This is a genomic window from Streptomyces sp. MBT53, from assembly GCF_016654115.1.
Lineage (GTDB): Bacteria > Actinomycetota > Actinomycetes > Streptomycetales > Streptomycetaceae > Streptomyces.
Map to the genome: position 1 here is coordinate 22,322 of NZ_JAEQAZ010000015.1, position 12,108 is coordinate 34,429.

A 12,108-nucleotide genomic window follows, 5' to 3' on the forward strand; every position below is an offset into this window, starting at 1 on the left:
GTCGCCTGTGAGAACCCCCCTTTCGAACCGGAGCACAGAGCCGGGCCGCCCAGGGGCGGGCGGTCCGCCGGACGAGAGGGACCAGACTCATGAGTTCCGTTCTGCGCCCAGCGACATCGGGCCAAGATCCATTAATGTCGGCCAAATACCGGCCGATCTCCTCTCACCTGGCCATCGCACCGCCGGTGAGCGTGGTGATTCCCGCCATGAATGAGGCGGAGAATCTCCCTTACGTCTTCAAGACACTGCCCGCGTGGATACACGAAGTGGTTCTTGTGGACGGCAATTCCACCGACAACACCGTGGAAGTGGCCCGCGAACTGTGGCCCGGGGTGAAGGTCGTCGAACAGCAGGGAAAGGGCAAGGGGGATGCCCTGATCACCGGGTTCGAGGCCTGCAGCGGCGACATCATCGTGATGGTCGACGCGGACGGCTCGGCCGACGGACACGAGATCGTCAGCTATGTCTCCGCCCTTGTCTCGGGTGCGGACTTCGCCAAGGGTTCCCGCTTCGCCAACGGCGGCGGCACGGACGACATGACGTTCATCCGCAAGCTCGGCAACTGGGCGCTGTGCACGATCGTCAACCGCAAGTTCGGCGCCCGCTACACCGATCTCTGCTACGGATACAACGCGTTCTGGCGGCACTGCCTCGACAAGATCGACCTCGACTGCACCGGCTTCGAGATCGAGACCCTGATCAACATCCGGGTGGTCAAGGCCGGCCTCAAGGTGCAGGAGATCCCCAGCCACGAGTACCTCCGTATCCACGGCACGAGCAATCTGCGCGCCGTGCGGGACGGGATCCGGGTGCTCAAGGTGATCCTCAAGGAGCGCTCCAACAGGCGTGCGCTGCGCAGCCGTTCGCACTCCACGATGATCGACGGTCTCGACCCGCAGCCCACCTCGGTCCGGGGAGAGGTGTCTTGAGCAGTCCCGACATCTCTGTCGTGATCTGCGTCTACACCGAGGACCGCTGGGAGGACATCCTCGCGGCGGTCTCCTCGGTGCGGGCGCAGTCGCGGCCCGCGCTGGAGACGTTGCTGGTCGTCGACCACAACCCGGCTCTCCTGGACCGACTCACCAGGGAGTACAAGGACTTGAGGGAGACGGGCGAGGTCCGTGTGCTGGCGAACGCGGGCCCGCGCGGCCTGTCCGCCGGCCGCAACACCGGCATCTCCGTGTCCTTCGGCGAGGTCATCGCCTTCCTCGACGACGACGCCGTGGCCGAGCGCGAGTGGCTGCGGCACTTCGCCGAGGCGTACGCCGACCCCAAGGTCATGGCCGTGGGCGGCCGCACGATGCCGATCTGGGCGTCGGGCCGCCGACCGGCCTGGTTCCCCGAGGAGTTCGACTGGGTGGTGGGCTGCACCTACAAGGGCCTGCCGCCGGGCCGGGTGCGAGTGCGCAACGTCCTCGGTGGCAACGCCTCGTTCCGGCGTACGGCGTTCGACGCGGCCGGGGGTTTCGCGACCGGTATCGGGCGGGACGGCGACAAGCGTCCGCTGGGCTGCGAGGAGACGGAGTTGTGCATCCGGCTCACGCGGGCCAGACCGGACGCGGTGCTGCTGATCGACGACCGGGCGGTGATCCACCACCGGGTGCCCGAGGCGCGCGAGCACTTCGGGTACTTCCGTACGCGCACCTACGCCGAGGGTCTGTCCAAGGCGCTGGTGGCCCGAAGTGTCGGCGCGGGCAAGGGACTTGAGTCGGAGCGCCGCTACACCACCCGGGTCCTGCCGGCCGGGATGGTGCGCGGGCTGCGGGACTTCGTGTTCGCGCGGCCGGGCGGCGCGGGCCGGGCGGGCGCGATCGTCGCCGGGGTGTTCACGGCGGCGGGCGGGTATGTCGTCGGGAGCTTCAGGGCACGGCGGGGCGGGGCGAGTTTCGAGGTGGCCGGGATCGAGCGGGGGGACACACATGAGTGACACACCGGTGCCGATTCTCATGTACCACTCCGTCGCCGCCGCCCCGAACGACGCCACCCGCGCCCTGTCCGTCGCGCCGGAGGCGTTCGCCGAACAGATGGCCCTGCTCGGCGATCTGCACTTCACGCCGATCAACACCGCCGAGCTGGCGGCCAGTTGGCGCTCGGGCAAACCGCTGCCCGAGCGCCCGGTCCTGATCACCTTCGACGACGGCTACGAGGGCGTGCACCGGCACGCACTGCCCGTACTCGCGCAACACTGCTTCGCGTCCACCCTGTTCGTCTCCACCGGCTGGATCCGGGGCGCGTACGACACCGGGGGCGGCCTCGACACCATGCTCGACTGGGACCAGATCCGCCGACTAGCGGACGCCGACGTCGAGATCGGCGGCCACAGCCACACCCACCCGCAGCTCGACCAGCTCGACGACGACTCCCTGCGCGCGGAGCTGGTCCGCTGCATGGAGATCGTCGCCGACGAACTCGGCGCGGTACCCGTCTCGTTCGCGTATCCCTACGGCTACTCCAGCCGCCGGGTGCGCGTCGCGGTGCGGGAGACCGGGTTCACGCAGGCGCTCGCCGTCGGCAACGACCTCGCCCGCCGCCGCCAGGGGCCGTACGCCCTGCGACGGGTGACTGTGCGCCGCAGTACGGGTGTCGAGGAGTTCGAGCGGCTCGTCGAGGGCCGTGCGATCGCCCGCAACTTCGCCAGGGACCGGGTCCTCACCCAGGGGTACGCCATGGTCCGCAGAGCTCGACAGGTCCGCCGGAAGGCCAGCCGTTCCCGTGTCTGACACGACGACCACCACCCAGGACACCGTGCCCGAGACCGAGGCGCCCCAGCAGTCGGGGCGCCGTCTGCGCCTGCCGGGGAGGCGCAAGTCCCCCGGCGGCAGCCCGCTGTTCCGCAACGCCTACGCCCTGATGCTCAACACCGGGATCTCCGCGGTGCTCGGCCTCGGCTACTGGCTGATCGCGGCCCACTACTACTCGGCCTCCGCCGTCGGACAGGGTTCGGCGGCGATCGCCGCGATGAAGCTGCTCGCCGGGCTCACCGCGGTGACCCTGACGGGCGCCCTCGCCCGGTTCATCCCGGTCGCGGGCCGCGCCACCGGGCGCCTCATCTTCCGTACGTACGCGGGCAGTTCGCTCGTCGTCGCGCTCGGCGCCGGGGTCTTCCTGCTGACCCTGAGCGACTGGGGACCCTCGTACCGCTTCCTGCACGGGCCGATCCCCGCGCTCGGCTTCGTCGTCGCCGTCATCGCCTGGAACCTGCTCACGCTCCAGGACGGGGTGCTGACCGGACTGCGCAGCGCGCCCTGGGTGCCGGTGGGCAACACCGTGTTCTCGGCGGTGAAGCTGGGGCTGCTGGTCGGGCTCGCGTCGGTCTTCACGATGAGTGGTGTCTTCGTGTCGTGGGTCGCCGCGATCGCGTTCTCCGTGGTGCCGCTCGGCTGGCTGGTGTTCCGGCGGCTGGTGCCCCGGCACATCAAGGCGACCGAGGACCACGCGAAGCCGCCGACGCTACGGGAGATCGGGCGGTTCCTCGCCGGGGACTACACGGGCTCGCTGTTCTCGCTCGCCGTCGTCTATCTCGTGCCGGTGATCATCGCCTCGCAGGTCAGCTCCGAGGACAACGCGTACTTCTACATCACCACGACGATAGGCGGCACGGTCAACCTGCTCGCCATCAACATGGGCGCCTCGCTGACCGTCGAGGGCTCCCACGACCCGGCGCGCATCGCCGCCAACACCCGGGCCGCGCTCAAGCGCATGGCCCGCATCATGCTGCCGATCTGCGGACTCCTGTTCATCGGGGCGCCGTACATCCTGGGCGTGTTCGGCGCGGGCTACGCGGACGCGGCGACCCCGCTGCTGCGCTGGTTCGCGGTGGGCGCGCTGCTGCGGGTCGTCATGGAGACGTACTTCGCGGTGCTGCGCGCCCAGAGCCGGACCGGTGGACTGGCCTGGCTGCAGGGCCTGTTGTGCGTCCTGGTGCTCGGTCTGACGCTGCTGCTGCTCCCCCGCATGGGCCTGACCGGCGCGGGCGTCGCCGAGATCTCCAGCCTCGCGGTGATCGTGACGATCGCCGCGCCCAAACTCTTCAGGACGCTCAGGGCCGCACCCGTGGAACTGCCCGCGGACGCGGCACCGGACGGCGACCTCGCCGACCTGGGGGCCCGCGAGGTCCCGGCCGCCACCCGCCGTCGCGGCCCGGCCTGGGCGCTCGACTCCGACACCCTCGCGCTCGGCATCCACGTGGACTTCGACCACCTGGAACGGCGGCCCGACGTACGCCCTGGTCCCGGCACCCCGCCCGCCGGCACGCCCATCGTGTCCGGCGAGCAGCGGCCCACCTGGGCGCTCGGCATCAAGCGCTCCGAGGTCGTGGGACTGCCGGTGGAGGAGCGCGAACCCGGCTCCGAGTCCTCGGTGAGTCCCATCGCGGAGCCCGAGGTGGACGCGCCGTTCGAACCCGCCAACGGCTCGGACCGGATGGTCGTACCGGAGGCTGCGCTCGTGGCGGCGGAGGCCCGGGAGGCGGAGTCCCGGGGAGCGGAGTCCCTGGAAGCCGAAGTGCCGCCGCCCGCACGGCCGTTGTCGCTGCGCGAGCGTCTGGTGCCCACCCGTCCCGGTGTCGTCCTCGGCTGTCTGCTGGTCGCCGCGCTGCTCCTGTACTGGGTGCCCGCGCTGCGGCTCGGCGAGTCCGACCTCGACCGCATGGGCGGGCTCGGCCTGATCTCGGTGCTGCCGCTGCCCACCCTGGTCGGCGCCGCGCTGCTGGTCACGGTGTTCGCCGCGCTGCTGTGGCTGGGCCGCGAGCACAAGGCGCTGCTGCTGATCACCCTGCTCGCGACCGTGGTCTCACTGCACGCGCTGCCCGCGGTGATCGAGCCCGAACCGCGCTTCCCGACGGCCTGGCAGCACCTCGGGTTCATCGACTACATCGACCGCACCGGTTCCGCCGTACCCGACCTGGACGCCCGCTGGAGCTGGCCGGGCTTCTTCGCCGCGGCGGCGTTCATCGGCAAGGCGTGCGGGATCACCGACTGGACCGAGGTCATCCGCTGGTGGCCCACGGCCATCCAACTCGCTTATCTGGCACCGCTGTTCCTCCTGGTCCGCTCGCTGCGGGCGAGCTGGCGGGCGAAGTGGACCGGCGTCTGGATCTTCGTGCTCAGCGGCTGGGTCGGTCAGGACTACTTCTCCCCGCAGGGCTTCACCTTCCTGCTCTATCTGGCCTTCGTGGCGATCCTCCTGGTGTGGTTCCGGGCGCCGGGAGTGCTGTGGACGAAGATGCGGCCCGGCGAGGCGGAGGTCGAACCGACCGACCGGCGCCAACAGGCCGTCCTGCTCCTGGTGTTGATCGGTCTGTTCGCGGCGAGCGTCCCGGCCCACCAGCTCACGCCGTTCGTGATGCTGGGCGTCCTCACGGTCCTCGTCCTCATCGGCCGCTCCGAACTGCGCGGTCTGCCCATCCTGTTCGCGGTGCTGGTCGCGGTGTGGATCGGCTTCATGGCCGAGCCGTACTGGTCCGGGCACTTCAACGACCTCTTCGGCGGGGTCGGCGGCGTCGGCAGCAATGTCTCGACGTCCGTCTCCGGCCGTATCCAGGGCGGCAGTTCGACCCACAAGCTGGTCCTCTACACCCGCGTCCTGCTGGCCGGCGGCGTCATGGCCTTCGCCTGCTGGGGCTGGTGGCGCCGCCGCGACCACAAGTACCGCGAACGCTCCCTCCTCGTCCTCACCTTCGTCCCGTTCCTGGGCTTCGGCATGCAGTCCTACGGCGGCGAGATGGCGCTGCGGGTCTTCATGTTCGCGGTGCCGGGCGCGGCCCTGCTCGCGGGCCTCGCCCTCTTCCCGCGCACCGGCGTCACCGCCAAGGAGCGCGAGAAGGACCGCATGAGCCTCGCCCCGCTGGCCGCGCTGGTCGCGGGTCTGGTGCTCATGGGCGGCTTCCTGGTGGCCCGTTGGGGCAACGAGGGCTTCGAGCGGGTGCGGCCCGGCGAGGTCGCCGCCATGAACTACGTGTACGCCCACGACAAACCGACCGTACGGCTGCTGTGGCTGACCAACGACACGGTCAACGACGTGACACCGGCGATGCCGTGGGGCGCGAAGGACATGGAGCGGGTCAACTACGTGCCCACGCTGGCCCCTTCGGACCCGGTGCTGGTGTCCGGTCTGGTCAAGGCGCTCAAGGACGCGGGCCCGAACTCGTATCTGATGCTCAACAAGAGCCAGGTCGTCTCGCTCCAGCTGGACGCGGGCTACTCGGCGACCTGGGAGTCCCGGCTCATCCAGAACCTGGACAACCGGCAGGAGTTGAAGAAGGTCCTCGTCAACGAGGACGTGACCATGTACGCGCTGCGCAAGCAGCCGGCCGGTGCGGTCCCGAAGCCCGATCCCGGGCCGATCGGACCGCAGATCACCTGGACGCCGTGGTCGGTGGTGGGCGCGCTCGCCGCCCTCGCGCTGATCCTGATGCTGACGGCCCGCGAGATCGTCCGGGTCGCGGTGCGGCCGAGTGTGCGTCAACTGCGGTGGCTGCAGAGCAGTTTCTGGTTCTCGCTGCCTCTGCTGGCGGTGCTGCTGGCCTCGCTGGTGCAGCGGTTCCTGACGATGAAGTAGCCGGGTCTCACGAGGTCAAGTGGCTTATCGCGTCAGCCACTTGACCCCGTAGGCCGCCAGGTCGAAGTCCTGACCATCGACCTTCGCGCTGATCTGCCGGTCCAGGGTGTTCACGACCAGGACCGCCTTGTCGGTGGCGAGCACCTTCACGTTCGGCACGTCGTCCGCCGCGATCGACACGGTCTCGAACTTCGTACCGGGCCCGAAGGCCGCGTCGAAGCGGGAGACCAGGTCGTACATGGGCAGTTGCTTCCCGCCGTCGGAGCTGTCGGTCGGCGTCCACAGACAGCCCGCGCAGTTCGCGCCCTTCTCGGTCTCCGGGTTCCAGTAGAAGCCGGAGGTGGCGCCGCCCTTGGCCATGGCGATCATGCCGGCGGCCTGGACGGCGACGCGGTGGGTCTCGGACCAGCCCTTGCGGTCGTCGTTGCCGTCGGCGGGCTCGACGTAGTACTCGGCCCACCACAGCGGCAGGTCGTGCGTCTGCTGCCGTACCCACTCGCTCACCGCGGTGAGCTTGTCGGTGGCCCCGAACTCGTTGGGCAGCAGCTCGTCGTCGTTGGTGTAGCTGGAGCCGTCGACGACCACGAAGTCGGCGCCGGCCTTGTTCTTGTTCCAGTAGTCGAAGGCGTCGATGATCCGCTGGTCCATCGCGCCCCAACTGCCCTTGAAGGTACTGGAGGCGTTCGGGTCGCGCGGGTCGACGCTGTCCATCACCAGATAGGGACCGCCGACCATGATCTTCGGGTTGACCTTCTTCAGCGCCTTGTAGACCAGGTTGTAGAGCTGGGTGTAGCCCTCGTAGTCCCAGCGCTGTTTGGCGTTGTTCCAGAAGCCCTTGAACTCGTTCCACACGATGAAGTGGGTGACGTCCGGGTACCGCTTGGCGACGGTCGCGGCGAGCGCGGCGAAGTCCGCGTAGTGGTCCGGCTGCGGAGCCGTCTCCAGCGAGGCCTGGCTCCAGTCGGTGTTGTCGACGCCCGACTTGCCGCCCTTCATCCAGTCCGGCGAGCAGCACAGCGTGATCACCGGGGTGCCGCCCGACTTGCGGACGAAGTCGATCCGGCGGTCGAGGGCCCCGAAGTCGTAACGCCCCTTCACCGGCTCGGGGTTGTCGGCGCCCCAGCCCATGATGGCCTGGTCCTGCGGGAGTTGGGACTTCGCGAGCAGTCCCTCGACGCGTTCGGTCGCGGTGTCGCTGCCCTCGTCGGCGCTGTACTGGGTGTGGGTGAAGCCCCAGCCGACCTCGGGCCGGTCCTCGTCGGGCGGGCTCGCCGGGGTGCCGTGCACCTTGTCGCCGTCGCGCGAGGTGCCCGCGGTGCTTCCGCCGCCGGGAAGCGTGTTGATCAGGGTCACGATCAGAGCAAGTGCGGCCACACCCACGCCGAGCAGCGCGGTGAGGCGCCACCGTCGTGCCCCCGAATTCCACCCATGACGTCCCATCAAGGGCAACAGTAACGTCGGTGCCCGGTGGTGGGGCAGGCCTCCACATACACAGGCTTGTAACAGGGAGAGGGTGATACACGGCGGACACGGAGCGGACACATCGGATGGACCGGGCGCAGGCGACACTCGGGGGCGCACTCCGGAAAGCGGGTGCGCACGGCGTCCGTGTGCCGGATCATGGCCCCATGTCCACCAACCCGCACGACGCGCTGCCGATCCGGCTCAACGTCGACGACTCCGACTCCCCGTCCGATGTCGTCGACGCGCTGTTCCTCGGCCGCTTCGCGACGGGCGAGCAGCCGTACTCGCACGCGGCGAACATCGACCGCGTACGGTCCGGGGCGACCCTGCTGCCGCCGGGCGCCCGTGTGCTGCGCGCCGCGCGCGACGACGACCGCAGCGCGACGCTCGCGGAGGGCGACGGCTGGACGCTGCTGATCTCCCGCTGGAACCGGGGCGCCGACGTCACGGTCACGGCGACCAGCGAGGAGCTCGCCGAGAAGGTCCTCGGCCAGGCGACCGACGGCGCGGCGGACGAGCCCGAACCGCAGCCGGAGAACGTGACGATGGGGTTCTGGTACGTCTCCCCCAGGCGCGGCCCGCACCGCACGACCCGGCAGATCTCGGCGGGTACGTGGGACGAGGTGCGCGCCAACTACACGGGTCCCGTGGCCAATGCGATGGACACCCTGATGAAGACGACCCCGGAGGACATCGCGGGTCGGCTGCTGTTGCTGCACGGCCCGCCGGGCACCGGCAAGACCTCGGCGCTGCGCACTCTCGCCCGCTCCTGGCGGGACTGGTGCCAGGTGGACTGCGTCCTGGACCCGGAGCGGCTGTTCAGCGACGTCGGCTATCTGATGGACATCGCGATCGGCGAGGACGACACGACGGGCAAGGGCCGTTGGCGACTCCTCCTCCTGGAGGACTGCGACGAGTTGATCCGCGGCGAGGCCAAGCACACGGCGGGCCAGGCCCTCTCCCGCCTCCTGAACCTCACGGACGGCCTGCTCGGCCAGGGCCGCAACGTCCTGGTGGGCGTCACCACCAACGAGGATCTGGAGCGTCTGCACCCCGCCGTCGTCCGCCCCGGCCGCTGCCTCGCCCGCATCGAGGTCGGCGCGCTCACCCGCCGCGAGGCGATCGACTGGCTCGGCACGGAGGAGGGCATCGGCCGCGAGGGCGCGACCCTGGCGGAGCTGTACGCCCTGCGCCGGGGCACGCAGCCGACCTCGGTACCGGACCAGAGGGAGGGTGCGGACGCGGGGTTGTACCTGTAGGCACATATCCGTCGGCCTTTTCCCGGCCGGTCTCTCATGTCCGCCGCAACGGCGCTCGGCCACAGCAGCGGGATCCCGGCGGTGCCGAACTCCCCTCAGCCCGCCCCGTAAGCCGCCCGCAGGGCATCCCGTACAGCCGCCGCCGCATCCTCCCGCGTGAGCCCGAGTCGCCGGACCTTCTCCGCATAAGCCTGCGCGGCCGACGCCGCCTCCCGCTCCGCCGCCGAGCCCGCGGCAGCGATCAGCGTTCCGTTGCGGCCCCGTGTCTCGATCACGCCGTCCGTCTCCAGGGCCCGGTACGCCTTGGCGACGGTGTTCGCGGCGAGGCCGAGCGACTCGGCCAGTCCCCGTACCGTGGGCAGCCGGTGGCCGACCGGCAGCGCTCCGGAGCGGGCCTGCTCCGAGATCTGGGCGCGGATCTGCTCGTAGGGCGCGGCACTGTCATCGATGTGGATCTTCAAGGTCACGGCCCGATTGTCCCGCACCCACCGGAAAATGAGAGGCACTACGGCGCGGCTCCGCCGTAGCGTGCGAGTCCATGACCGTGATCGCGCGCGACCTGAACCCCGGCGTCCGGGCCGACCTGGACGGCTTCGTCGAGGTCCGCCGCCTCGCGCTGCCCTGCCTGCTGTTCACCCCGGAGTCCGTCGCCTTCGACATCGTCCACGCGCACCCGGAGGCCCGGCTGCGCAGGCTGGTCGCGGAGGAGGACGGCGAGATCATCGGCACGGCACAGGTGGGCATCGCCTACGACAGTCCGGAGCCGGGCCAGGGCTTCGTCAACGTGTATGTGCACCCCGGGCGGACGCGCCGGGGCGCGGGCGCGCTCCTGGTCCGCGCCGCCGAGGAGCACCTGGCCGCCGAGGGCGCGGTCAGGCTCTACGCCTGGGTCCTGGACGCACCGGACAACCGCGCCTTCGCCGAACGGTTCGGCTACACGGCGAGCCGCTCCGCGCACTTCCTGCGGCTGGACCTGGCGCACGGCACCCTGCCCCCGCTCCAAGACCTCCCAACAGGCGTCGAGATCCGCCCGGGCTCGGACTTCGCCGACGACCCGCGCCCGCTGTTCGAGCTGGACGCGGAGGCGATGCTGGACGAACCCAGCGACATCGACACCGAGTTCACCGACTACGAGGCCTGGCTGGACGAGAACTGGCGAAACCCCCTCTTCAGCCCGGAGTTGACGTCCGTCGCCCTCGTCGACGGACGCCCGGCGGCCTTCAGCGCGGCCCGCACGGACGGCGGCCTCCGCTACGGCACGGTCATGACCGGCACCGCCCGCGCCCATCGCGGCCGGGGTCTGGCCAAGCTCGCCAAGAACGACTCCCTGCACCGCGCCCGCGCCGCCGGATTCACGGAGGCGTTCACCGGCAACGACGCCGGGAACGGGCCGATGCTCGCGATCAACAAGTGGTTCGGCTATGAGACCTGCGCTACGGAGGTGCGGTATGTCCGTGAACTCGCCTGATTCCGCTCGCCAGTTGGACGTCGTCCTGGTCAAGGCGGGCCGTACGAAGATCCGTTACGCGGCGGAGCTGCTCTTCGACGACGGCATCCGCCTCGCCGTCCGGGCCCCGTGGGCGGGTGACGGCGTCCGCGACTTCGGCTTCGTGCGCTTCGAGGGCGGTGACGTGTTCACCGAGTACTACTGGCGGGACCGCTGGTACGCGGTGAAGGAAGTCCGGGACGGCGGCGGGAGGTTGAAGGGCTGGTACTGCGACATCACCCGCCCCGCGACCCGCTCCGGCGCCGAACTCGTCGTAGAGGACCTCGACCTGGACCTGTGGCTGTCCGCCGACGGCAGGGACGTGCGGCGGCTGGACGAGGACGAGTTCGAGGCGAGCGGGCTGGCCGTCTCGGACCCCGTGGCCGCGGCGGCGGCCGTGGCGGCGCTCGAGGAGTTGGAGGGGCTGGCCCGTGCGGGCGGGTTCGGCGCGCTGCTGCGGTGAGGTCCGCTCACTCCATGGCGACCACCGCGTACCGCTCGTCGGCCACGGTCTTCCCCCACAGCAGCGGGTCGTCCGACAACCGCTCCACGCGCACATGCCCGGCGACGCGTGCCAGGAGCTCGGTGAGCCGGTCGGCGGATATGCCGACCGGGCTCACCGTCCCCCAACGGCCCTCGATCAGCACCAGCCGCCCGCCGGGCCGCAGCAGGCCGCGCCAGTGCCGCAGCACCCGGGCGGTGTCGGGCAGCGCCCACAGCACATGCCGTGCCAGGACGACGTCGTAGCGCTGCTCGCCCACCGGAGGGGCCGCCGCGTCACCGAGCAGGAACGCCGCGTCTCGGCCGGCCAGCTTCGCGCGGGCGAGGTCCACCATCGCCGGGGAGAGGTCTACGCCGGTGACACGGTGTCCCTGCTCGGCCGCGAGCAGCGACAGGCTGCCGGTGCCGCAGCCGAGGTCGAGGACATCGGCCGCGGCGGCGGGCAGCCAGCCGCGCAGCCGGTCCGCCCAGGCCCGCCGGACCTCCGGGTCGCGCAGGCCGTGATCAGGCATTTCGTCGAAGGTCGGGGCCTCCGCGTCCCAGTCCACGTTCGCTTCAAGTTCACTCATGCGCCCAGCGTGACACCCGCCACTGACAGTCCCATCGTGACAGCCACCACAGACAGACCCGCTTCGATGAGTCACCCTCCCGGGAACGGTCTACCTCGTGAGAACACGAACCCGGGTGGACACAAGGAGGCAGCCATGCGCCGCGTAACCGTGCAGAAGCCCCTGAAGAAGTCGGACACCCGTCGGGTACGGGACGAGACCGACGAGCGCCCTGTGGAGCGCCCCGAGGTCCGAAAGGACATCGCCCGCACGTGGTGGCCGGACGGCTGAG

At 70.4% G+C, this 12,108-nt stretch carries 11 protein-coding genes; 8 read left to right on the top strand and 3 right to left on the bottom strand.

The genetic code is table 11. The features are described from left to right. The first annotated feature begins 89 nt into the window (after positions 1 to 89). The 4 genes from JHN45_RS07930 to JHN45_RS07945 are packed head-to-tail and all read left to right on the top strand — an operon-like array spanning position 90 to position 6,558. On the top strand, positions 90 to 929 hold the full coding sequence (locus JHN45_RS07930; RefSeq protein ID WP_200713379.1) for a glycosyltransferase family 2 protein: 840 nt from the start codon (positions 90 to 92) through the stop codon (positions 927 to 929). Beyond that, complete coding sequence (locus JHN45_RS07935) at positions 926 to 1,927, top strand: glycosyltransferase family 2 protein (RefSeq protein ID WP_201048530.1); 1,002 nt, start codon at positions 926 to 928, stop codon at positions 1,925 to 1,927. Before JHN45_RS07930 ends, JHN45_RS07935 begins: the two co-directional genes overlap by 4 nt. Then, positions 1,920 to 2,720: a polysaccharide deacetylase family protein gene (locus JHN45_RS07940; RefSeq protein WP_201048531.1), complete on the top strand. Its 801-nt coding sequence runs from the start codon at positions 1,920 to 1,922 to the stop codon at positions 2,718 to 2,720. Before JHN45_RS07935 ends, JHN45_RS07940 begins: the two co-directional genes overlap by 8 nt. Then, positions 2,713 to 6,558 carry a lipopolysaccharide biosynthesis protein gene (locus JHN45_RS07945; RefSeq protein ID WP_201048532.1) on the top strand — a complete coding sequence of 1,282 codons (3,846 nt, stop codon included), beginning with the start codon at positions 2,713 to 2,715 and terminating at the stop codon, positions 6,556 to 6,558. Before JHN45_RS07940 ends, JHN45_RS07945 begins: the two co-directional genes overlap by 8 nt. 24 nt (positions 6,559 to 6,582) lie before the next feature. Here JHN45_RS07945 and JHN45_RS07950 read toward each other — a convergent pair whose 3' ends face one another. Then, the gene (locus JHN45_RS07950; protein WP_201048533.1) at positions 6,583 to 7,998 is read right to left on the bottom strand and encodes a xylan 1,4-beta-xylosidase; all 1,416 of its coding nucleotides are present in this window, start codon (positions 7,996 to 7,998) and stop codon (positions 6,583 to 6,585) included. 188 nt (positions 7,999 to 8,186) lie between these two features. Here JHN45_RS07950 and JHN45_RS07955 point away from each other — a divergent pair, with 188 nt between their 5' ends. After that, positions 8,187 to 9,281 carry a DUF5925 domain-containing protein gene (locus JHN45_RS07955; RefSeq protein ID WP_200713384.1) on the top strand — a complete coding sequence of 365 codons (1,095 nt, stop codon included), beginning with the start codon at positions 8,187 to 8,189 and terminating at the stop codon, positions 9,279 to 9,281. Positions 9,282 to 9,376: 95 nt separating this feature from the next. Here the strand turns inward: JHN45_RS07955 and JHN45_RS07960 are convergent, their stop codons facing one another. Then, the gene (locus tag JHN45_RS07960) at positions 9,377 to 9,748 is read right to left on the bottom strand and encodes a GntR family transcriptional regulator (RefSeq protein ID WP_200713385.1); all 372 of its coding nucleotides are present in this window, start codon (positions 9,746 to 9,748) and stop codon (positions 9,377 to 9,379) included. A gap of 71 nt (positions 9,749 to 9,819) precedes the next feature. Between JHN45_RS07960 and JHN45_RS07965 the strand changes: the two genes are divergently transcribed. Together JHN45_RS07965 and JHN45_RS07970 are read left to right on the top strand one after the other, a co-directional pair. Then, positions 9,820 to 10,749: a GNAT family N-acetyltransferase gene (locus tag JHN45_RS07965; RefSeq protein WP_201048534.1), complete on the top strand. Its 930-nt coding sequence runs from the start codon at positions 9,820 to 9,822 to the stop codon at positions 10,747 to 10,749. Next, on the top strand, positions 10,730 to 11,230 hold the full coding sequence (locus JHN45_RS07970) for a DUF402 domain-containing protein (protein WP_201048535.1): 501 nt from the start codon (positions 10,730 to 10,732) through the stop codon (positions 11,228 to 11,230). The genes JHN45_RS07965 and JHN45_RS07970 overlap by 20 nt, the downstream gene beginning before the upstream one ends. 7 nt (positions 11,231 to 11,237) lie before the next feature. Here the strand turns inward: JHN45_RS07970 and JHN45_RS07975 are convergent, their stop codons facing one another. Next, entirely contained in the window at positions 11,238 to 11,837 is a 600-nt protein-coding gene (locus JHN45_RS07975; protein WP_201048536.1) for a bifunctional 2-polyprenyl-6-hydroxyphenol methylase/3-demethylubiquinol 3-O-methyltransferase UbiG, read from the bottom strand. A gap of 135 nt (positions 11,838 to 11,972) precedes the next feature. Between JHN45_RS07975 and JHN45_RS53945 the strand changes: the two genes are divergently transcribed. After that, on the top strand, positions 11,973 to 12,107 hold the full coding sequence (locus JHN45_RS53945; RefSeq protein WP_267930306.1) for a hypothetical protein: 135 nt from the start codon (positions 11,973 to 11,975) through the stop codon (positions 12,105 to 12,107). Position 12,108: the final 1 nt, after the last annotated feature.

Bases quoted from the DNA above. Each gene is read 5' to 3' on its own strand.
- JHN45_RS07955 (WP_200713384.1), top strand. From the start codon at position 8,187: ATGTCCACCAACCCGCACGACGCGCTGCCGATCCGGCTCAACGTCGAC.
- JHN45_RS53945 (WP_267930306.1), top strand. From the start codon at position 11,973: ATGCGCCGCGTAACCGTGCAGAAGCCCCTGAAGAAGTCGGACACCCGT.
- JHN45_RS07965 (WP_201048534.1), top strand. From the start codon at position 9,820: ATGACCGTGATCGCGCGCGACCTGAACCCCGGCGTCCGGGCCGACCTG.
- JHN45_RS07975 (WP_201048536.1), bottom strand. From the start codon at position 11,837: ATGAGTGAACTTGAAGCGAACGTGGACTGGGACGCGGAGGCCCCGACC.
- JHN45_RS07940 (WP_201048531.1), top strand. From the start codon at position 1,920: ATGAGTGACACACCGGTGCCGATTCTCATGTACCACTCCGTCGCCGCC.
- JHN45_RS07950 (WP_201048533.1), bottom strand. From the start codon at position 7,998: ATGGGACGTCATGGGTGGAATTCGGGGGCACGACGGTGGCGCCTCACC.
- JHN45_RS07970 (WP_201048535.1), top strand. From the start codon at position 10,730: ATGTCCGTGAACTCGCCTGATTCCGCTCGCCAGTTGGACGTCGTCCTG.
- JHN45_RS07930 (WP_200713379.1), top strand. From the start codon at position 90: ATGAGTTCCGTTCTGCGCCCAGCGACATCGGGCCAAGATCCATTAATG.